Raw genomic sequence first — 19614 nt, 5'->3', positions numbered from 1 at the left:
CTCCCTCCTCGAAGGGAGACGCACCGAACCCGACGCACCGAAACCGACGCGCCGAAACCGGCGCACCGGTCACGGGAGCACGGCGCACCGGTCACGGGAGCACGCCGCCGGAGACGGCGCCTTCCGGCGGGCCGTGCGCCGCCGTAGGACGCCGGTCAGGGGGCGACGCGGCCGTTGGCGACGAACGCGGCGTGGGTGAGGGGCATCAGCCCCGCCCAGACGGCCTCCATCTTCTCGGCCACCATCTCGATCTCCCGCTGCGGGAACGAGGGCACCTTGGCCTGCTCGCTCTTGGTGCGCAGCGACAGGAAGTGCATCAGGGACCGGGCGTTGCAGGTGGCGTACATCGAGGAGAACAGGCCCACCGGCAGCACGGCCCTGGCCACCTCGCGGGCGACGCCGGCCTCCAGCATCTCCTGATAGGCGGCGTAGGACTGCCGGTAGGAGTCCTCCATCGCCTCGGTCACCAGCTTGTGCTGCTCGTCGGTCCCCTCGACGAACACGTACTTGCCCGGCCGCCCCTCCTGGACGAGCCTGCGCTCCCGGCCCGGAACGTAGAAATCGGGCTGAAGCTCCCTGTATCTCCCGCTTTCCTCGTTGTACGACCATCCCACCCTGTGGCGGTGGAACTCCCGGAAGACGAAGATGGGCGCCCTGATGAAGAAGGTCATGGAGTTGTGCTCGAACGGGCTCCCGTGCCTGTCGCGCATGAGGTAGTTGATCAGTCCCCTGGACCGCTCCGGGTCCTTGTTGATCTCCTCCAGGGACTGCTCCCCCGCGGTCGACACCCGCGCGGCCCAGAGCACGTCGGTGTCCGAGGCGCTGTTCCTGACCAGCTCGACGGTGACGTCGTCGAGGAAACGCGGCTGACTGTCGTCCATGGGCGGTAGACCTTCCGGTGGCGGTTCGCGGGCACAGGCAAGCCTAGCGCCGTCCGCCGGAGCCGCCCGGAGGGGACGGGCCGGTGCGCCGCGACCGGAACCGGGCACGTCAGGGGCTCGGGGGGCCATCGGGTACGCACCGGGACGGCGGAGGACCGGTGGCCCCGGCGGGCGCGGGCCGTACCCTGCCGTACCCCGGCGGGCCCGCACCCCGCCCGGTGGCCCCGGCGGGCGCGGGCCGTACCGCCCGCGCCCGCCGGGACGCCGGCTACCGGGCCCGCTGCGCGCCGACCGCGTCGGCCGCGTCGGTGCGGCAGAGCCGCAGCACGTTGGAGATGATGCGGGCCCCCGCGCCGCCCTCGGCGGTGAGGATCGACTCGGGGTGGAACTGCACGGCGAAGCGCCGCCGTTCGGCGTCCTCGATCGCCATCACCGCGCCGTCGGGGGTGAGGGCGGTGGCGGTGAAGCCCACCAGGCCGGGCTGCTTGGCGTGCAGCGAGTGGTAGCGGGCGGCGACGAACTCCTCGGGCAGGCCGTCGAGGAGGGCGCTGTCGCCGGTCCTCCTGACCTGGCCGCGCTTGCCGTGCTCGGGGCTGGCCAGCAGCTCCAGCGTGCCGCCGGCCTGCTCGACCATGCCCTGCAGGCCGAGGCAGACGCCGAACACCGGCAGGTCGCGCTCGTAGAGGGCGTCGATGAGCGACGACAGGCCGAAGTCGACGGGCCAGCCCGGGCCGGGCGAGAGCACCACGAGGGACGGCGCGATCTCGTCGATCATGGCGGCCGGGAAGCCGTGGCGCAGCGTGACGACCTCGGCGCCCTGCTGGCGGAAGTAGTCGGCGAGGGTGTTGACGAAGGAGTCCTCGTGGTCCACGAGCAGCACCTTCAGGCCCTCCCCCGTCCTGGGGGCCTCGGGGGCCGGCGCCTGCTCACGCTCCTCGCCGACCGCGGCCAGGGCTTCGAGCAGTGCGCTGGCCTTGAGCTCGGTCTCGCGCTCCTCGGCCCCGGGGTCGGAGTCGAACAGCAGGGTGGCGCCCGCCCGGACGGTGGCGACGCCGCCGCGGATCTGCGCGGTGCGCAGGGTCAGGCCGGTGTTCATCGAGCCGTCGAAGCCGATGTAGCCGACGGCTCCGCCGTACCAGCGGCGGGTGGTCTCCTCGTGGTCCTCGATGAACTGCATCGCCCAGGTCTTGGGGGCGCCGGTGACGGTGACGGCCCACATGTGGGTGAGGAAGGCGTCCAGGGCGTCGAACTCCGGGCGCAGGCGGCCCTCGATGTGGTCGACGGTGTGGATCACGCGGGAGTACATCTCGATCTGGCGCCGCCCGATGACCTGGACGCTGCCCGGCACGCAGATGCGGGACTTGTCGTTGCGGTCGACGTCGGTGCACATGGTCAGCTCCGACTCCTCCTTGACGCTGCTCAGGAGGGTGCGGATGGCCTCGGCGTCCTCGATGGGGTTGCCGCCGCGGGCGATGGTGCCGGAGATGGGGCACGTCTCGACGCGGTCGCCGTTGACGCGGACGTACATCTCCGGGGAGGCGCCGACCAGGTGCTCGCCGTCGCCGAGGTTGAACAGGAACTCGTACGGTGCCGGGTTGCGCCTGCGCAGGGTGCGGTAGAAGCCGGCCGGGTCGGTGCACACCCCGTGGAAGACCTGGCCGGGGACGACCTCGAACAGGTCGCCGCGGACGAACTTCTCCTTGGCCGCGGCGACGACCTCGGCGTAGGCGCCCTTGGCGGGGGCGGCGGGGACCTCGGCGGGGGCGGGAGGCAGCGGGACGCTCTCGCCCTCGCGGGCCAGGCCGCGGGTGGAGACGCCGTCCACGGTGAACTCGTAGAGGTACTCCCTGCTGGTCTCCCGCTTGCGGTCGACCACCATGATCCGGTCGGGCAGGTGCAGCACGAGGTCGCGCTGGTCGTCGGCCCGGGTGAGGACCTGCCGGATCGGCTCGAACTGGAAGGCCAGGTCATAGCCGAAGGAGCCGTACAGGCCCAGGTGCTCGTCCTCGCCGCTGAAGGCGGCGATGATCTCGCGGATCGCGGTGAAGACGGTGGGCCGGCGGCTGCGCATCTCCTCGGGGAGGATGTCCTCGGACTCTGCGACGTGGACCTCGACGTGGTCGGCGGTCGGCTCGCCGGTGGGCTTGCCGGCGGCCAGCATGCACGAGGCGACGGCGGGCAGCACGACCCGGCCGCGGTCGTTCAGGGCGCGGGCCGAGATCCTGCGCCCGCGGGCGACGATCTCCAGGCAGGGGTCCGCGTAGGCCAGGTGCCACCGGCTGTAGCGGCCGGGATACTCCATCCCCGAGGAGAGCACGCCGCCGCGGCGCTCGCCGAGAGCGGTGACGACGTCCTCCAGCATGCTCTCCGGCACATCGGACGTCGTGACTTCGACGCCGATGCCACCGGCAGTGGTATATCCGCTGGTCTCCACTTGCAGCCTCGTCCCTTTTGGTCGCTCGATGCCCGGAAGGAGGCGGAAACAGAAAAGGCCGCCTTCCCGGGCGGCCGTCTGTCCACTTCGCGAATGCGAAACACGCGCCGCCTAGCAGCGGCGCCACCACTGGAGGGTGTCGAGGTCTCGCATGCCGCAAGGGTACCGGCGGAAACCGTGATCATGCAACGTGCCCGCACCGGGCCGGGCCGCACGGTGAGCGGGTCGTACGGCGGGCGCGGCGGGCGCGGCGGCCCGGTGCCCGGGTCCGGAGGCTCACGGCGGAGACCGTACGGCGGCGCGACGCTCGGGGGCGCGGCGGGGCCGGGCCGTACGGCGGGCGGGTTAGGGTCGGCGGGTGCGTGCGGCCAGGCTGATGTCGTTGCTGTTGCTGCTCCAGGCGCGCGGCGGGATGACCGCCGCGGAGCTCGCCCGCGAGCTGGAGGTCTCCGAGCGGACCGTCCACCGCGACGTGCTCGCCCTGGCCGAGGCCGGGGTGCCGGTCTACGCCGACCGCGGCCGGGGCGGCGGCTACCGCCTGCTGGAGGGGTACCGCACCCGCCTGACGGGCCTGGACCGGGCCGAGGCGGAGGCGCTGTTCCTGTCCGGGTGCCGCGGGCGCTGCGGGAGATGGGGCTCGGCGAGGTGGCGGCCTCGGCGCGGCTGAAGGCGGCGGCGGCGTTGTCGCCCGGCGCGCGCGACGCCCCCGCGAGCGCCGCGCAGCGCTTCCACCTCGACGCCCCCGGCTGGTTCGCCGGGGGCGGGCCTCCTCCGGAGGCGCTGGCCCCGCTGGCCAGGGCGGTGTGGGGCGACCACCCCGTCACCGGCCTCTACCGGGGCGCGCCCCGGACGCTGGAGCCGTACGGGCTGGTGCTCAAGGCCGGGGTCTGGTACCTGGCGACGCGCTCGGCGATCTACCGGGTGGACCGCTTCTCGGGGGTCGAGGCGCACACCGACCGGCGCTTCGAGCGCGACCGCGGCTTCGACCTGGCGGCGTTCTGGGAGGAGCGGGCCGCCGAGTTCGCCCGTTCGCTGCTGCGGACGCGGGTCACCGTACGGCTCAGCCCCGTCGGCCACCGCCGGTTGCGGGTCTTCGCCGACCCGGCGGCCCTGGACGAGGCGCTGGCGTCGGCCACCGAGCCCGACGGGCAGGGCCGGGTCACGGTGTCGCTGCCCGTCGAGTCGCTGGAGGTCGCCTACGGCCAGCTCCTGGGGCTGGGGCCCGAGGTGGAGGTCCTCGATCCGCCGGAGCTGCGCGCGCTCATGGCCGGGGCGGCCGCGCGGATGAACGCCCTGTACGGCGGGCCCGGGGACGAGGACGTGCCGGGCTGAGGACGGACCGGGTGGGGCCGGTCAGCGGTAACCGGTGGTGTCGGCCGGCTTGCCCTTGCTCTGCACCTCCTCCATGTAGCGCCAGGCGTCGGGCACGCTGCCGTCGACGTCGGTGACCCCGTACGCGCGGGCGAGCCGGACGCTGGAGACGGTCTGTCCCGACCAGCGGGCGCGGTCGTCGGCGGCGGCCAGCGCGGCGACGGCCCGGCCCGCGAAGGCCGGCGACTCGGAGATCGCGAAGTGCGGTTCCCGGGCGGTGGCGTCGCGCCAGTTCTCCTCGGTGACGCCGTAGTGCTCCAGCATCGCCTCCGAGCGGATCCAGCCGGGCGTCAGCGTGACGGCGGCGCAGCCGTGCGGGCGAAGCTCGTGGTCCATGGAGAACGCCAGGCGGTTCAGCGAGGTCTTGGCCAGGTCGTAGAAGACGGAGAGGCGGTAGTTGGCGGCGTTGTACTCGGCGGTGCCGTCGGTCACCTCGACGAGCAGGCCGCCGGGATTCCTGATCATCAGGGGCAGGAGGTGGTGGCTGGTGATGAGGTGGGTGTCGATCGCCAGGCGCATCAGGCGCAGCCCGTCGTCCAGCGGGTGCTCCCAGACCGGGACGTCCCATTTGGCGAACATGTCGCCGCCCCAGATGTCGTTGACGAGGATGTCGAGGCGGCCGTGCTCGCGGTCGATCCGCTCGGCCAGCGCGCGCACCTGGTCGCTCTCCAGGTGGTCGATCCGCTGGGCGACGCCCCGGCCGCCGGCGCGGGTCACCAGCTCGGCGGTCTCCTCGATGGTCTCGGGGCGGTTCATCTCCGAACGCGCCCCGCGGGTGGTCCGGCCGGTGCAGTAGACCGTGGCGCCCGCCTCGCCCAGCGCCACCGCGATGGCCCGGCCGGTCCCCCTCGTCGCCCCGGCGACCACGGCGACCTTGTCCTTCAGCGTGTTGTGCATGGCGACGATGCTGCCGCCGAAAGAGGACACCCATTGTCATGTTTTCCCGGTGATCCTCCACCCGCCCCGGGGTGCGCGCCCGCTAGGCGCGCCAGAGGGCGGCGAGCCGCCGGGTGGCCAGCCGGGACGGTACGGCGCGCAGCAGCGCGTCGCGCAGCCAGGCGGCGGCTCCGGTCTGCGAGGTCAGCCGTGACTGCCGGGACGCCGCCCGCATCATGCGGTTGGCGGCGGGCCTGCGCTCGGCGTCGTAGCGCAGGAGCCGACGGGCCGCGTCCGCCGGCCGGGCGCCGGCCAGATGGCGGGTCAGCGCGGCCGCGTCCTCGAAGGCCTGGCTGGCGCCCTGGCCGAGATCGGGCGGCATGGCGTGCGCGGCGTCGCCGAGGAGCGCGATCCTGCCGACCGCGAACGAGGGCAGGGGTCCGGCCAGACGGGTGATCGGATCGACGTGGATGTCGGCGGGCGGGGTGGCCTCGATCAGCTCCGTGACGAGGGGATGCCAGTCGGCCATCAGGGTCAGCATCTCCCGGCGCGCCTCCTCCGCGCCGGGGGGCGCGCCGTGCAGGACGGAGTCGGTGAACCAGTACAGGCGGTCCTCGCCGACGGGGAACAGACCGAACATCGCCCCGGTGCGGCGGTCGACCAGTTGATTGGCGAGCAGGTCCGTCGTCAGGCCGGCAGGACGGGACAGCATGCCGCGCAGGTCCATCCGGCCGGTCCGCCGCAGCCCGGGGTGGCCGGGGAAGAGCTGCCCGCGCAACGCGCTGCGGATGCCGTCGGCGGCGATCACGGCGTCCGCTCTCGCAACGGGTTCTCCGTCGCCGATCACGGTCACCCCGTCGGGGTCGGACTCCAGGCACTCGACCGGAGCCGAGGTCCGCACCAGGTCGGCGGGCAGCGGGGCGCGTAGCGTCCGGTGCAGTTCCGCCCGGTCGACGATGGCGGGGGTCCCGACGTCCTGCTGCGCCTGAACCGCGTCGGTGACCAACAGCGGACGCCCGCGCCGGTCCCGCAGTCCCGCGCGGGCGGCGTGCACGGCGTGCCCGCGGACGCCTTCGGCCAGCCCCAGCTCGTCCAGCGCGCGGAGCCCGTTGGGCATGACCACGATCCCGGTGCCCGCCTCCCGGAGCTCGGCACCCCGTTCGAAGAGCGTCACCTCATGTCCCAGGCGGTGCAGGCCCACCGCGGCCGCCAGTCCCCCGAGCCCGGCGCCGACCACCACGATCCTCATCGGGCCTCCCGCCTATTCACTACGATCGTACTAGTACGCCTATTGGTACCATGGCCGCATGCCGCCCACCAATCCGGCCCGTCGCCGGGCTCTGGCCGATGCCGCCATCGAGTTGCTGGCGTCATCGGGCGTGCACGGACTGACCCACCGAGCGGTGGAGAGGCACACGGGACTTCCGCCGGGCACGGCCTCGAACTACTTCCGCGACCGGGAGGCGCTGCTGGTGGCCGCCGCGGAGCGCATCGTCGAGCTCCACCACGCCGACACCGGCCGGGCCGTCGGGCACCCCGCGACGCTGGTGGACCTGCTGACGGAGTCGCTGCTCACCGCGGCGACCACGCTGCGCGACCGCTATCTGGCGATCTTCGAACTACGGCTGGAGGCCGTGCGCCGACCGGCGCTCGCCTCGGCGCTCGCGCGCCTGCAGGACACGTCGCTGCGGATCACCGCCGGCCACCACGACGAACTAGGCCTCGCCATCCCGCGCGAGAAGATCCCCGCCCTGATCGCGCTCTACGGAGGCGCGCTGTTCACCCTGGTCACCGCGCCGCCCGGGAGCGTCGGCAGGGACGTCGTCCGGAACACGGTCCGGGTCATCGTGCACGGCTGCGCAGCGCACGATGACCCGGAGCGGTAGGACGGGACTAGGCGAGGTAGCGGAACCACAGGTACGGCGTGGCGACCGCGACGGTGACGAAGGTGACGACGAGGCCGTACTTGGTGAACTCCCAGAAGCTGATCGGCGTCCGGTTGCGCGCGGCGATGCCGAGGACGACCACGTTGGCCGCCGCGCCGACCGCGGTGGCGTTGCCGCCCAGGTCGGCGCCGAGGGCCAGCGCCCACCACAGCACCTGCGCCGGGCCGTTGCCTCCGTTGGCGTTCACCAGCTCGGCGACGATCGGGCTCATGGTCGCCACGTAGGGGATGTTGTCCACGATCGCCGAGATGACGGCGGAGATCCACAGCAGGCCCAGCGTGGCCACCCCCAGGCGGCCCTGGGTGGCCTCGACGGCGGCCTGGGAGACCTGCTTGATGACGCCGGTCTCGACCAGCGCGCCGACCATGACGAAGAGCCCGGCGAAGAACACCAGGGTGGGCCACTCGACCTCGCGGATCGCCTCCTCGGTGGTGACCCTGGTGACCGCCACCAGGATCCCGGCGCCGAGGATCGCCACCACCGACGGCTCGTAGTGCAACACCGGGTGCAGGACGAAGGCGGCCAGCACCAGGACGAGCACCGTGAGGCTCTGCCACAGCAGCCGGCGGTCGGCGATGGCCTCGCGCTCGTTCAGTTGCATGATCTCCGCGGCGCGCTCGGGGTCGTAGACGAACGCCCTGCGGAACAGCAGGCGGCACAGGCCGATGAACACGACCATCAGCACCACCACCAGCGGCGCCAGGTGGACGAGGAAGTCGTTGAAGGTCAGCCCGCCGCGGCTGGCGATGATGATGTTGGGCGGGTCGCCGACCAGGGTGGCGGTGCCGCCGATGTTGGACGCCATGGCCTCGGCGATGAGGAACGGCGCGACCGGCAGCGCGAGCCGCTCGCACACCAGGAACGTCACCGGGGCGATCAGCAGGACCGTGGTGACGTTGTCCAGCAGCGCCGACGCGAGCGCCGTGATCACCAGGAGCAGCACCATGAGCCGGAAGGGGCGGCCCCTGGCCCGTTTGGCGGCCCAGATCGCCAGATACTCGAAGACGCCCGTCTGTTTGAGCACCCCGACGATGATCATCATGCCGAGCAGCAGGAAGATGACGTTCCAGTCGATCCCGGAGTGCTCGGAGAAGAACGCGGCCCGGCCGTCGGTGGCGTGGATGACCAGCATGATGCCGGCCCCGCCGAGCGCCGCCGCGACGCGGTTGACCTTCTCGGTGGCGATCAGCGCGTACGCGACAAGGAAGATCGCGACCGTCAGCCACGCGGTGACCGTCACGACGAGAGCACCCGGCCCAGCAGCCTGGTCAGCAGGACGGCTCCCAGCAGGCGCCCCTCGTCCATGACCGCGACCAGCGGGCTGGAGGTGCGCGCCATGAGCGCGGCCACCTCCAGCACGGTCGCGTCGGGGTCGGTCACCGGCAGCTCACGGGGGTCGTCCGGCATGCAGTCGCGGACGGTGCGCCCGGCCAGCGACCGCAGGAACGCGTCGGCGTGCGCCTCGTCCACCACCCGGGCCAGCGCGGGATCGTCCAGGCAGTAGCGCGGCACGGCCAGGCGCAGCACCGAGGTGGCGGGCAGCACGCCGACGGGCGAGCCGCCGGCGTCGACGACGATCAGCGCCAGCAGGTGCCGGTCGGCCACGATCCGGGCGGCGTCGGCCGCCGGGGCGTCGAGAGGGATGGTCGGGAACTCGCTGACGAGGTCACGGGCGCGCATCGAATGCACCGGCACTTTCGGGGTCGACAACGGAAGCGCCGACCAGTCTTCCCGGCTCACCCCGCCGGACAACCTATCAAGCCGCCGCGGAACGACTTCGGAGGGGCCGGGCTCAGCGCTCCGGCGGGCCGGGGACCACGATCAGCGGGCAGGCGGCGTGGTGGATCAGCGAGTGGCTCACCGAGCCGAGCAGCAGGCCGCCCAGCTCGCCGCGCCCGCGCGACCCTACGACCAGCAGGTCGGCCCGCGCGGACAGGTCCCTGAGCACGGCGACCGGGTGGCCCTGCTCCACCTGCTCGATGACCTTGACGTCCGGGTTGGTCTCACCCCGGCCGGCCAGGGCCTCGGCCAGTGCCCGCCGCTCGCTCCCGGCCGCCGCGCGCACCTGGAGCGGGACGGCGGGCCGTCCCCAGGCGTGGACGGCCCGCAGCGGGGCGCCGCGCAGGGCCGCCTCGGTGAAGGCGAGGTCGACGGCCGCCGCGCCTTCCGGGGAGCCGTCGACACCGACGACCACCTCGCCGCGCGAGCGGGCGGGCAGGTCGCGCACGATGGCCACCGGGCAGGGGGCGCGGCCGGTCACGCCGAGCGCGACCGAGCCGAGCAGCATCCCCCGGAAACCGCCCAGCCCGTGGCTGCCCACCACCAGCAGCTCCGCCTCCCGGGCGGCCTCCAGCAACGCGCTCCGGGGCTCGCCGGGCAGCAGCTCCGTGTCCGTCTCGACGCCGCCGCCCTCCTCCTCCACCCGCCCCAGCGCGTCGGTCAGCGTGGCGGCGGCCCCGTCGCGCATCCACCGGCCCACGTCGGCGTACGGGGCGTCCTCGGCCATCTGAAGCGGCCAGGCCGGCATGACGTGCACGACGCGCAGCGCGGTCCGGCGCAGGCGGGCCTCCTGGACCGCCCAGCTCACGGCGTCCAGAGCGGCGCGCGAGCCGTCGGCTCCCACCAGGATCACGGTGTCCTCCCTTGCTCTCACGGGCCCGCGGGTCGGCGCGGCGGGCGTTCCTCCAGCACCTCGGAGACCGGCCGCCGGGTGGCGGCGTTCTCGTCGAAGGTGAACCCGAGGCGCATGATCATCTGTGGGTACTCGCCGGACAGCAGCTCCTGCCGGATGAACTCCCGCAGGTGGTGCGCCTCCAGCGCCTGGGTGTGGAAGGCGACGCTGAGCCCGTACGCCGAGGCGTGCAGCAGCACGCGCTGCAGGGCCTGGCCGGCGGTGACCCAGTCCTCGCGGGAGTCGCCGCGCGTGGTCAGCACGGCCACCGTACCGGTGGAGGTGCCGAAGAACTGGTCGCTGTCGTTGCCCCAGGGGTGGCCGTGGGCGTAGTCGCGCTGGGCGAAGTGCGGGCGCGTCCGCCGGGGCTCGCGGGGGTAGCCGCCGGCCGGGACGCCGTCGCCGCGCGTGCTGCCCGGCGGCCGGGCCCAGCGGACCACCTCCAGGGAGAACAGCCGGTCCTGCGACTGCACGTCCTGGGCGGCGCAGGTGAGCGCGGCGAGCACCCGGACGGCGGCCTCGGCGCGGATCGGCGTGAGCCGCGCCCCCTCGGCGGCGGCCTGGGCGGCCAGCGTCTCCTCCAGGCGCTCGGGGACGGGCAGCTCGGTGAACCCGGCGCGGTGGGTGCGGCGGCGTTCGATCTCGGCGTGCAGCCGGACGGTGTGTTCGTCGGGGACGACCGTCCCGCCGATCCGCACGGTCGCCACCAGGGCGGGACGGTCGGGATCGGGCAGGACCCGCACGAGGGGCTCGTGGCCGAGGCGGCGCAGCGTGAGCCGGACGTTCATCAGGGCCGCGCCGCAGCTGATCAGCAGCTCGCGGCCGGCGGCGTCGCCGATCCGCAGCCTGCGGTCGCCGTCGGCGCGCATGGCGATCTCGTCGCCCTCGACGGTGAAGGACCACGGCTGGGTGTTGTGCACCGACGGCGCCCACACCGCGGCCTGGACCGCCGCCCTCGTCGCCGAGATGATCTCCTCCATCGGGTGAGCGCTCATGACCGTCCTCCGCCGGGCGTCCACGCGGAGGCGGTCCGCGCGCCCGTGCCATCCCTGGTCGTCATCATCGCCTCCTGTGTCGATCGTCCCCGGGCGGCGGCCGGGCGGTCAGCGGCGAAAGTCCCCGATGGCAGGGACCATGGCCCCGGTACGGGCCCGTCCCCCACCGGGCGCCCGGTGCGGCCGCGCCGAGGCCCGGCCGCCGCCCCGGACCGCGACGGAGGTCACGCCGGGGAGCCGGCGCCGAGGGCGAGGGAGAAGTACGCCTCCTCCTCCTGGTCGAAGTGGAGCAGCAGCACCGCGTGCAGGCCGTACAGGCAGGAGCGCAGGTCGTCGAGCTGCTCCGGGCGGAGCCCGGCGTTCTCGGCGAGGTCGAGGTGGCGGCCCAGCCGGCGGACGAGCCGCTCGATCTCGGCGTGCGCCCTGCTCATCGTCATGGTCACCTCCGGACCGCCGAGGACCTGCCCCATCGCTGGGTACAGCGCACGCTCCTCGGCCCGCTCGTGCGGGAGCAGCCGTCCGGTGAGGAAGCGGTGGACCTCCCGCAGACGCCCGAGATCCTCGGGGCCGGGACGTTCGCCCAGTTCGTCGGCGGTCCGGCGGATCAGCTCCAGCGGAGGCCGCAGCGAGGAGTGGTCCAGCTCGAAGCGGCGCAGCAGGGACTCGGTGGCGGCGTCCACCGCCGGGCGGGTGCCGCGCGCCGAGCGCAGCGCCCGCAGCGCGTTGACGATCACGGCGATGTCGATGGCCTCCTGCAGCAGCGCGCCGGCCGCGGGCGGCAGCATCCCGGCCGCGGCGGCGGCCATGGCGAGCAGTGACATCGCCATCCCGGCGGCGGCGCTCTGTACGGCGATGCGCCGGGAGCGGCGGGCGACGTCCATGGCGTCGGCCAGGCGGTCCAGCCGGTCGGCGGTGAGCACCACGTCGGCGGCCTGGGTGGAGGCGGCCGAACCCCGGGCGCCCATGGCGACTCCGACGTCGGCGGCGGCCAGGGCCGGGGCGTCGTTGACGCCGTCGCCGACCATCACGGTCACCGCCCGGCCGGTCTCCCGCCGTACCGCCGCGACCTTGTCCGCGGGCGTCTGCCCGGCCAGCACCCGGTCCACGCCGAGGACCACGCCGACGCTCTCGGCGACCTCGGGGCGGTCACCGGTGAGCATGACCACCCGCTCGATCCCGGCGTCGCGCATCCGGCGCAGGGTCCGCGCCGCGTCGGGCCGCACGGTGTCGCGGAGCAGGATCACCCCGGCCGGGTCGCCGTCGGCGGTCACCCAGACGGTCATGGCGCCGTCCAGGGCGGCCCGCGCCCGCTGGACGCGTTCCCACTCCGGGTGGGAGGGGGCGGTGGCCTTGCCGACCTCGACGCGGCGGCCCTCCACCAGCCCCTCGGTGCCGGTGCCGGGCCGCTCGACGACGCCGGACGGCTGCGGAGGGGAGACGCCGCGCTCCCGGGCGGCGCGGACGATCGCCTCGGCGAGCACGTGGGACGACATCCGGTCCACCGCAGCGGCCCAGCACAGCACGTCACCGGGGTCGGCGCCGGGCGCGGCCACGACGCCGGAGACGTGCGGCCGGCCCGAGGTCAGCGTTCCGGTCTTGTCCAGCACCAGCGTGCGGGCCTGCCCGAGCCGCTCCAGCGCCCCGCCGCCCTTGACGACCACGCCGTGGCGGGCGGTGCGGGACAGGCCGGAGGCGATCGCGGCGGGCGCGGCCAGCAGCAGCGGACAGGGGTGGCGACGACCAGCACGGCGACGGCGCGGACCGGGTCACCGGACAGCCACCAGGCCGCCCCGGCCGCGAGCAGCGTGACGGGCAGGAACCAGGCGGCGAAGCGGTCGGCGAGCCGTACGACGGGGGCGCTCGCCGCCTCGGTCTCCCTGGCCAGCCGCACGACGCCGGCGTAGGCGCTGTCGGCCGCGGTGCGGGTGGCGCGCAGGTCGAACGCGGAGCCGGCGTTGACGGTGCCGCTGCGCACCGGCCGGCCGGTGCCGTACTCCACCGGCAGCGACTCGCCGGTCAGCGCCGACTCGTCCAGCAGCGCCGAGCCGGCTGCGACCACGCCGTCGGCGGGGACGGTCTCGCCCGCGGGGACCATCAGCAGGTCGCCGGGGCGGACCACGTCCACCGGGACGAGGCGGGGCTCGCCGTCCTCGTAACGCCGGGCCGAGCGGGGGGCGCGCTCGTACAGCGCGGTGAGGTCGCGCCGGGCGCGGCGCAGCGCGTGCTCCTCCAGGGCCCGGCCGGTGGCGAGCATCACGCCGATCAGCGCGCCGGCGAGGTACTCCCGTACGGCGAGCGCGCCGCCCAGGGCGAGGACGGCGATCGCGTCCACGCCCATCCGGCCGCCGCGCAGCGCCGAGACCACCCACCACGCCGCGGGCACCAGGGCCACGGCGGTGACCACCGCCCACACGACATCGGCCGCGGTGACCTCGCCCGCCAGGTACAGCGCGCCGCCGCACACCAGCCCGGCCACGGTGACCGCGAGCAGGACGGCGGTGGCCCGATGCGCGGCGCGGCCGGGGTTCATGCCCGCACGACCGCCACCGGGCAGCGGGCGTGGTGCAGCACCCCTCGGCTGACCGAGCCCAGGATCGCCGAGCCGATCGTGCCCATGCCCCGGGAGCCCACGACGACCAGGTCGGCGTCCGCCGACGCCTCGACGAGGGCATCGACGGGGTGGGCGCTGGAGACGTCCTCGATCACCTGCACCTCGGGGAGCTTCTCCCGCCAGGCGGTGAGCTTCTCCCGCACCATGCGGTCCTGGTAGCGGCGGACCTCGTCCATGTCGTAGGTGACGTCGGGCGCGAAGGCGTGCACCGGGAGCTGCCAGGCGTGGACCGCGCGCAGCGGGCAGCCGCGCGCTTTGGCCTGCTCGAAGGCGTAGGCGAGGGCGGGGTCGGACTGCGGGGAGTCGTCGACGCCGACGACGACCTCGCGGCGGTGCTCCTCGCCGCCGGGGCGGACGACGACCACCGGGCAGCGGACGTGCCCGGCGACGTAGGTGCTCACCGAGCCGAGCAGGGCGCTGGCGAAGCCGCCCAGGCCGCGGCTGCCGAGCACGATCTGGGCGGCGTCCGCGGCCTGCTCGCACAGGCTCCTCGTCCGGGACCCCTCGATCAGCTCGGTGCTCACCTCCAGCGTGGGCTGGCGGGCGCGCGCCTGGTTCTCGGCCTCCTCAAGGACGCGGCGGCCGCTCACGACGAGCGTTCCCGGCCACTCGGGGGCGGAGAACCGGGGGATGTCGTACGGCCCGCGCTCCACGACGTGCACGAGGCGCAGCGGCAGCCGCCGCCGGAAGGCGTCGTCGGCCGCCCACCGGACCGCCCTGGCGGCGTCGGGTGAGCCGTCCACCGCGACGATGACGGGGCCGGCCGCTCCGGGGACCGGCCGGCCGGTGTCGTTCGAGGACATGGTCTCCTCCTCGGGTAGGGGGCAGTCGGTTCAAGCGTCGGCGCGGGGCGGCGGGGCTCCCAGAGCCGCTGGGCCCGCCGCCGGGGGACTTTCGGCCCGTTTCCCGGCCGGGGCCGTCGCCGGATCCCCTCCGGCCCGGAAAAGCCCCGTCGCGTGACCCGTCTCCCGGCCCGGCCCGGCCCGCCCCGCTTCGCGACCCGTGCCCCTCCGGGGAGCGCCCGCCGGTCCGCGCGGGTCTCAGTCGCGGTCCTTGACCACCGCCACCGTGCATCCGGCCCGCCGGAGCAGCTCCCGGCTGACCGAGCCGAGCAGGCGGCTTCGCACCGGGCCGAGCCCGCGCGAGCCGACGACCAGCAGCCGGGCCCGGTGGCTGCCGGGCAGCAGCACCGGCAGCGGCGGGCCGCCGACCGTACTGGTCGTGACGGTCACCCCGGCGGTTCCCCGGGGCAGCGCGGTGACGGCCTCGGCGACCCACCGCTCCAGCTCCTCCCCCTGCCTGCCCGGCCCGTCCCGGCAGGCGTGGATCGCGTGCACCGGCAGCCGGTGCCCCCGGGCGTACTCGAGTGCGAACCGCAGGGCCGCCAGCGAGCAGTCCGACCCGTCCACCCCGACCACGACGGTCTCCGCGCCCCCCGCCGCCTCGGCGGTCCCGCGTACGGCCAGCACGGGGCAGGCCGCGTGCGTGGCGACATGGGCGCTCACCGAGCCGACGAGCAGCTCTGCCATGCCGCCGCGGCCCCGGGTGCCGAGCACCAGCATCTCCGCCGTCCGGCCGAGCGAGACCAGTTCCGTCCCGGGATCTCCCCGTAGCAGCGCCGACCGCACGGCGCGGCCGGGCAGCAGCCGCTCGGCCAGTTCCACGCCCTCCGACAGGATGAGCCCGGCGAGGCCGCGTTCGCGCGTGGTCACCGCCGCCTCGCGCTCGGCCCGGGGGCCGTCCCACACGTGGCAGACGGTCAGCCTCCCGCCGCGCACCCCGCACGCCCGCGCCGCCCACCCGACGGCGGCGCGGCTCTGCGGGGACCCGTCGAACGCGACGATGATCTCGCGTCCCGCGCGGGGGCGGGACGCGGCGCCGTACGCGACCCGGGCCAGGAAGTGGATCCGCGCGGCGAGCTGCGCGTCAACGCCATGAGTCATGCGGCAGCACCGGGACCAGGCGGAACATCCCCGTCATGAGCTCCGGCGGCTCCCCTTCGCCGGTCTCCTCGGCGATCCGGCCGGCCACCGCCCGCAGGATGTCGGTGGTGGTCACCATCCCCACGATGGTCCCCGACTCCCCCAGGACCGGGACCGCGGCCGTCCCGGCGCCGATCATGGCCGCCGCGGCCTCCCGCAACGGCGCGCGCGCCGAGATGCGGGGGCAGCGGTGCCCGGCGATCAGGTCCTGGACGCGGACCCTGGACTGCTCGGCCGGGCCGCCCGACCAGCGGGCGGTGATGTCCTCCCGGGTGAGAACGCCCACCAGGCGGCGGTCGCCGTCCACGACCGGCAGGTGGTGGACACCGGCCCGGCGCATGATCTCCCAGGCCAGCAGCGGGGACTCGTCGGGGTCGACGGCGACGAGCGTCCGGCTCATCACCTGGCCGACCGTGAGGTCGCGGACGTCCGACGGGCTCTTCACGTCCATCACGCCTCCCCGGGGGCGCGTACCACGGCGACGGGGCAGTGGGAGTGGTGCAGCACGCCGTGGCTCACCGAGCCGAGCAGGGCGGAGCCGGCGCGGCCCAGCCCGCGGGAGCCGACGACCACCAGGTCAGCGTTCCGCGACGCGTCGCGGATGACCGCGACCGGGTGCCCGCAGACCGCCGTCTCGGTGACCTCCACCTGCGGGTACTTGTCCCGCCACGGGGCGAGCGCCTCCTGGGTGATGTGCCGTTCGGAGGCGGCGATCTCCTCGATCAGCGGCGTGTAGGCGGTGGCGCCCGGCCCCACGACGGGCATCTGCCAGGTGTGCACGACGTGCAGCCGGGCTCCGCGCCGGGCGGCGTCCTCGAAGGCGTGCTCCAGGGCCGCCGCCGAGTGGGCCGAGCCGTCGAAGCCGACGACGACCTCGCCGAACGGCTGCTCCCTCGGCTCGCCCTTGACCACCACGACGGGAGCGCTCACGCGCCCCGCCAGGGCCAGGGAGACCGAGCCGAGCAGCAGGCCGGTGAACCCGCCGCGACCTCGGCTGCCGACCACGACCTCCCGGGCGTCGGCGGCCTCGCGGCGTAGGACCTCCACGGTCCTGCCCGGCTCCAGCACGCTGTTCACCTCCAGTTGCGGGGCGTGTTCGTGGGCCAGGTCGACGGCGTCGTCGAGCATCCCCCGGCAGTACGCGGCCATGGAGTCGTGGAAGCCCGGCGGGGTCTGGAGCGGGAGGTCGTAGGTCCACGGTTCGCACACGTGCACGATCCGCAGGGCCCAGCCGCGCCGGACCGCCTCGTCGGCGGCCCATCGAACCGCGGCCCGCGCCGGAGCGGAGCCGTCCGTGCCCACCAGTACGTGCGCTGTCATGTCACCCTCCTTGGGTCCGTCACCGTCCATCCGACACCTGGGCCCGGGGCCGCCGCAGCGGCCGAAGGACCCGTCCGCCCGGGACTTCCGGTCCGGGTGCCGGCACCGTCCGCGTGCTGCGTCACGGGGGCGCGCCACGGCCGGGGACCGGTACCGTCCGTGTGCCCGGCCCGGCCCGGGACGGCGCGGGGCGGCGCGGGGCGGCGCGGGCGCGCCACGGCCGGGGGCCGCACGCCTCACTCCTCCCCCGGGGACGGCACCACCGCGACCGGGCAGTGGGCGTGGTGCAGCACGCCGCGGCTGACCGAGCCCAGCAGGAGCGAGCCGAGCCCGGTCAGGCCGCGCGAGCCGACGACCACGAGGTCGGCCCGGGCCGAGGCCTCGCAGAGGGCGGACACCGGGTGGGCGCAGACCGACGTCTCGGCCGTCTCCACCTGGGGGTGGTCCTCGATCCACGACTCCAGCACCCCGCGCACCGCCTCCCGGCCGGAGGCGAGGGCGTCCTCGGCCAGCGACGAGCAGCCGGCCGCGTACGGGGTCATCACGGGCGCGTGCCAGGCGTAGACCACGCGGAGGCGGGCGCCGCGGCGGGCGGCCTCGGTGAAGGCGTACTCCAGCGCGGCGCGGGAGGCCTCCGACCCGTCGAAGCCCGCGACGACCTCGCCCTGCACGGCCTCCTGGGCGCCGCGCACCACGACCACGGGGCAGGCCGCCCGGCCGGCCAGGCCCACCCCGACCGACCCGACCAGCATGCCGGCGAAGCCGCCCAGGCCCCGGCTGCCGACGACGACCTGGGCCGCCCGGAGGGACTCCTCCAGCAGCGTCTCGATGATCCGCCCGGTGACGAGCACCGGCGTCACCTCCACGCCGGGCGCCTGGTCGCGGGCCAGGTCCACGGCGGTGGCGAGCATCTCCTCGCAGGCGCGCGACACGCCCACGGGCGCTCCGGGCACCCGTGCGCCGGGCACCTGCGCTCCGGGCGCCTGGACACCGGGCACCTGCACGTACGGCAGGTCGTAGGCCCACGGCTCGCAGACGTGGACGACGCGCAGGCCGCACCCGCGCCGGGCGGCGTCGTCGGCCGCCCACTTCACCGCGATCGACGCCGGCCTCGATCCGTCCGTGCCGACCACCACCTGCCCGCCCATGGCTTCTCCTCCCGTCCGTGTCTCCGTCCCCTGTCTCCTGCTCCCGGGGGGCTGCTCTCGGGGGATCCGCGCTGTCGGGGTCCGCGCTGTCGGGATCCGCGCTGTCGGGGTCCGCGTTGCCGGGGGCCCGCTCCCGGAGGGGCCTGCTCTCAGGGACCCGCCGGGCCCGGCGGGTCCCGCGGCGGGGGCACGACCGCGACGGGGCCGGAGGCATGCCTGACCAGGGAACGGGTGATCAGCCCCAGGTGCCCGGACAGCAGCGCCGACCGCCCGGCCCCGACCACGAGGAGGGTCGCCTCGGCCGAGGCGTCCAGCAGCGCCTCCTTCGGCGCGGTGGTGCTGAGCCGGACGTCGACGGCGACCTTCGGGTACTTCTCCTGCCAGCCGGCGAGGCGCTCGTCCACCCACTCCCGGCAGACCCGGGCCGAGTCGTCGACGTCGGGCAGCGGGGCCATGGCGACGCCCCACGCCGTCAGGTGGCGCGGATGGCCGGCGTGCATGACGAGCAGCCGCAGCCGCCGCAGGGCCGCCTCCTCGAAGGCGAACTCCAGCACCTCGTCGGCGGTGGTGTCCTTCAGGCCGAGGACCACCGGACCGGGGTGCAGCGGCACGGGGATCGGGCCGGCCCCCCGGGTGATGATCACCGGGGCCCGCGCGTGGACGGCGACGGCAGAGGCCGTGGAGCCGATCATCGACCGGGCCGGGGAGTTCCGGCCGCGGGAGCCGATCACGACGAGCTCGGCGTCGGCGGACAGCTCCACCAGCCGCCGGGCCGCGGGCCCCTCGTAGAGGTCGGTGGCCACCTCCACGATCGTGCTGCACGCCCGGGCGCAGTCGGCGCCGTGCCCCAGCACCCGCCCGGCCGCCGCCCGGCCCCGGTCCCCGGTGTCCCCGGTGTCCCCGCCGATCTCGCCGGTCTCGCCGGTCTCGCCGTACGGCCACTGCCAGGCGTGGACGACGGTCAGCGGAAGCCGTCTGAGCTCGGCCTCGTCCATGGCCCACTCCAGGGCCTGCAGCGAGTGGTCCGAGCCGTCGTAGCCGGTCACGACCCTGCGTCGTCTCGTCCGCGGTTTCGCCATGCTGTTCCCCTCGATGCTCCCCTCGATGCCCGTGTCCGGGGACGGCGGGCGGCCGTCTCAGCCGCGCCGACCGGCCGGCGCGCGGAAGGCGTCCCAGCGGGCGGCCGCGTTCATAGACCCATGATGAACCCGACCGGTTCGCCCCTTTGGCGCCATGGGAGTACCGCGATGGGACTTTTGCCGCTTCTCTACTGTCCCCCGCCGCCTGCCCGCACGACGCCCGGGGAGACGGCCCCGATCGGGCCCGTACCCGCCCCCGCTCGGCCGCGTCGGGAGGCGCGGCCGGGGGTAAGGGACGGG

The 19614-nt window shown here is 75.1% G+C and carries 19 protein-coding genes; 3 read left to right on the top strand and 16 right to left on the bottom strand.

What is annotated here, in order from left to right; genetic code table 11:
• Window positions 1-155: 155 nt before the first annotated feature.
• Both thyX and ACQP10_RS16660 read right to left on the bottom strand, forming a co-directional pair.
• Window positions 156-881: an FAD-dependent thymidylate synthase gene (thyX, locus tag ACQP10_RS16665; protein WP_399500614.1), complete on the bottom strand. Its 726-nt coding sequence runs from the start codon at window positions 879-881 to the stop codon at window positions 156-158.
• Between the two features lie 268 nt (window positions 882-1149).
• Window positions 1150-3315 carry an anthranilate synthase component I gene (locus ACQP10_RS16660; RefSeq protein WP_433541675.1) on the bottom strand — a complete coding sequence of 722 codons (2166 nt, stop codon included), beginning with the start codon at window positions 3313-3315 and terminating at the stop codon, window positions 1150-1152.
• A gap of 358 nt (window positions 3316-3673) precedes the next feature.
• Here ACQP10_RS16660 and ACQP10_RS16655 point away from each other — a divergent pair, with 358 nt between their 5' ends.
• Window positions 3674-3982, top strand: coding sequence for a helix-turn-helix transcriptional regulator (locus ACQP10_RS16655; RefSeq protein WP_433541674.1), 309 nt, complete (start codon window positions 3674-3676; stop codon window positions 3980-3982).
• Window positions 3925-4647, top strand: a complete 723-nt coding sequence (locus ACQP10_RS16650; protein ID WP_433541673.1) for a WYL domain-containing protein — start codon at window positions 3925-3927, stop codon at window positions 4645-4647. The genes ACQP10_RS16655 and ACQP10_RS16650 overlap by 58 nt, the downstream gene beginning before the upstream one ends.
• Before the next feature lie 21 nt (window positions 4648-4668).
• On the opposite strand, the gene ACQP10_RS16645 is transcribed toward ACQP10_RS16650, so the two are convergent.
• Both ACQP10_RS16645 and ACQP10_RS16640 read right to left on the bottom strand, forming a co-directional pair.
• A complete protein-coding gene (locus ACQP10_RS16645; RefSeq protein WP_433541908.1) occupies window positions 4669-5583 on the bottom strand; it encodes an SDR family oxidoreductase in 915 nt (304 codons plus the stop codon).
• Between the two features lie 82 nt (window positions 5584-5665).
• Window positions 5666-6811 (bottom strand): FAD-dependent oxidoreductase, encoded by a 1146-nt coding sequence (locus ACQP10_RS16640; RefSeq protein ID WP_433541672.1) that lies wholly within the window; start codon window positions 6809-6811, stop codon window positions 5666-5668.
• 58 nt (window positions 6812-6869) lie between these two features.
• Between ACQP10_RS16640 and ACQP10_RS16635 the strand changes: the two genes are divergently transcribed.
• Complete coding sequence (locus ACQP10_RS16635) at window positions 6870-7448, top strand: TetR/AcrR family transcriptional regulator (RefSeq protein WP_346019823.1); 579 nt, start codon at window positions 6870-6872, stop codon at window positions 7446-7448.
• A 7-nt stretch (window positions 7449-7455) separates the two neighbouring features.
• Here ACQP10_RS16635 and ACQP10_RS16630 read toward each other — a convergent pair whose 3' ends face one another.
• The 12 genes from ACQP10_RS16630 to ACQP10_RS16575 form a co-directional block, all read right to left on the bottom strand.
• Window positions 7456-8748: an ArsB/NhaD family transporter gene (locus ACQP10_RS16630; RefSeq protein WP_346019824.1), complete on the bottom strand. Its 1293-nt coding sequence runs from the start codon at window positions 8746-8748 to the stop codon at window positions 7456-7458.
• The gene (locus ACQP10_RS16625; RefSeq protein ID WP_346019825.1) at window positions 8745-9188 is read right to left on the bottom strand and encodes a CBS domain-containing protein; all 444 of its coding nucleotides are present in this window, start codon (window positions 9186-9188) and stop codon (window positions 8745-8747) included. Before ACQP10_RS16625 ends, ACQP10_RS16630 begins: the two co-directional genes overlap by 4 nt.
• Before the next feature lie 112 nt (window positions 9189-9300).
• Window positions 9301-10140: a universal stress protein gene (locus tag ACQP10_RS16620; protein WP_399500611.1), complete on the bottom strand. Its 840-nt coding sequence runs from the start codon at window positions 10138-10140 to the stop codon at window positions 9301-9303.
• 17 nt (window positions 10141-10157) lie between these two features.
• On the bottom strand, window positions 10158-11174 hold the full coding sequence (locus ACQP10_RS16615) for an Acg family FMN-binding oxidoreductase (protein WP_433541671.1): 1017 nt from the start codon (window positions 11172-11174) through the stop codon (window positions 10158-10160).
• 224 nt (window positions 11175-11398) lie between these two features.
• Window positions 11399-12859, bottom strand: coding sequence for a heavy metal translocating P-type ATPase (locus ACQP10_RS16610; RefSeq protein WP_433541907.1), 1461 nt, complete (start codon window positions 12857-12859; stop codon window positions 11399-11401).
• Window positions 12757-13704, bottom strand: coding sequence for a hypothetical protein (locus ACQP10_RS16605; protein ID WP_433541670.1), 948 nt, complete (start codon window positions 13702-13704; stop codon window positions 12757-12759). Before ACQP10_RS16605 ends, ACQP10_RS16610 begins: the two co-directional genes overlap by 103 nt.
• On the bottom strand, window positions 13701-14588 hold the full coding sequence (locus tag ACQP10_RS16600; protein WP_346019829.1) for a universal stress protein: 888 nt from the start codon (window positions 14586-14588) through the stop codon (window positions 13701-13703). Before ACQP10_RS16600 ends, ACQP10_RS16605 begins: the two co-directional genes overlap by 4 nt.
• A gap of 237 nt (window positions 14589-14825) precedes the next feature.
• Window positions 14826-15728 (bottom strand): universal stress protein, encoded by a 903-nt coding sequence (locus ACQP10_RS16595; protein WP_346019830.1) that lies wholly within the window; start codon window positions 15726-15728, stop codon window positions 14826-14828.
• Window positions 15712-16218: a CBS domain-containing protein gene (locus tag ACQP10_RS16590; RefSeq protein WP_433541669.1), complete on the bottom strand. Its 507-nt coding sequence runs from the start codon at window positions 16216-16218 to the stop codon at window positions 15712-15714. The genes ACQP10_RS16595 and ACQP10_RS16590 overlap by 17 nt, the downstream gene beginning before the upstream one ends.
• The gene (locus tag ACQP10_RS16585) at window positions 16218-17087 is read right to left on the bottom strand and encodes a universal stress protein (RefSeq protein WP_346019832.1); all 870 of its coding nucleotides are present in this window, start codon (window positions 17085-17087) and stop codon (window positions 16218-16220) included. The genes ACQP10_RS16590 and ACQP10_RS16585 overlap by 1 nt, the downstream gene beginning before the upstream one ends.
• A 236-nt stretch (window positions 17088-17323) precedes the next feature.
• Entirely contained in the window at window positions 17324-18235 is a 912-nt protein-coding gene (locus tag ACQP10_RS16580; RefSeq protein WP_433541668.1) for a universal stress protein, read from the bottom strand.
• Between the two features lie 149 nt (window positions 18236-18384).
• The gene (locus ACQP10_RS16575; RefSeq protein ID WP_399500608.1) at window positions 18385-19314 is read right to left on the bottom strand and encodes a universal stress protein; all 930 of its coding nucleotides are present in this window, start codon (window positions 19312-19314) and stop codon (window positions 18385-18387) included.
• Window positions 19315-19614: the final 300 nt, after the last annotated feature.

Origin of the sequence: Streptosporangium sandarakinum (assembly GCF_050942225.1) — a bacterium.
Taxonomy (GTDB): Bacteria; Actinomycetota; Actinomycetes; order Streptosporangiales; family Streptosporangiaceae; genus Streptosporangium; species Streptosporangium nondiastaticum.
This window is presented reverse-complemented; position numbering and strand designations above follow the sequence as displayed.

What these genes read in the sequence shown, in the direction of transcription:
- thyX (WP_399500614.1), bottom strand. Translation starts at nt 881, where the DNA reads ATGGACGACAGTCAGCCGCGTTTCCTCGACGACGTCACCGTCGAGCTG.
- ACQP10_RS16645 (WP_433541908.1), bottom strand. Translation starts at nt 5,583, where the DNA reads ATGCACAACACGCTGAAGGACAAGGTCGCCGTGGTCGCCGGGGCGACG.
- ACQP10_RS16640 (WP_433541672.1), bottom strand. Translation starts at nt 6,811, where the DNA reads ATGAGGATCGTGGTGGTCGGCGCCGGGCTCGGGGGACTGGCGGCCGCG.
- ACQP10_RS16635 (WP_346019823.1), top strand. Translation starts at nt 6,870, where the DNA reads ATGCCGCCCACCAATCCGGCCCGTCGCCGGGCTCTGGCCGATGCCGCC.
- ACQP10_RS16625 (WP_346019825.1), bottom strand. Translation starts at nt 9,188, where the DNA reads ATGCGCGCCCGTGACCTCGTCAGCGAGTTCCCGACCATCCCTCTCGAC.
- ACQP10_RS16615 (WP_433541671.1), bottom strand. Translation starts at nt 11,174, where the DNA reads ATGAGCGCTCACCCGATGGAGGAGATCATCTCGGCGACGAGGGCGGCG.
- ACQP10_RS16605 (WP_433541670.1), bottom strand. Translation starts at nt 13,704, where the DNA reads ATGAACCCCGGCCGCGCCGCGCATCGGGCCACCGCCGTCCTGCTCGCG.
- ACQP10_RS16600 (WP_346019829.1), bottom strand. Translation starts at nt 14,588, where the DNA reads ATGTCCTCGAACGACACCGGCCGGCCGGTCCCCGGAGCGGCCGGCCCC.
- ACQP10_RS16595 (WP_346019830.1), bottom strand. Translation starts at nt 15,728, where the DNA reads ATGACTCATGGCGTTGACGCGCAGCTCGCCGCGCGGATCCACTTCCTG.
- ACQP10_RS16590 (WP_433541669.1), bottom strand. Translation starts at nt 16,218, where the DNA reads ATGGACGTGAAGAGCCCGTCGGACGTCCGCGACCTCACGGTCGGCCAG.
- ACQP10_RS16585 (WP_346019832.1), bottom strand. Translation starts at nt 17,087, where the DNA reads ATGACAGCGCACGTACTGGTGGGCACGGACGGCTCCGCTCCGGCGCGG.
- ACQP10_RS16580 (WP_433541668.1), bottom strand. Translation starts at nt 18,235, where the DNA reads ATGGGCGGGCAGGTGGTGGTCGGCACGGACGGATCGAGGCCGGCGTCG.
- ACQP10_RS16575 (WP_399500608.1), bottom strand. Translation starts at nt 19,314, where the DNA reads ATGGCGAAACCGCGGACGAGACGACGCAGGGTCGTGACCGGCTACGAC.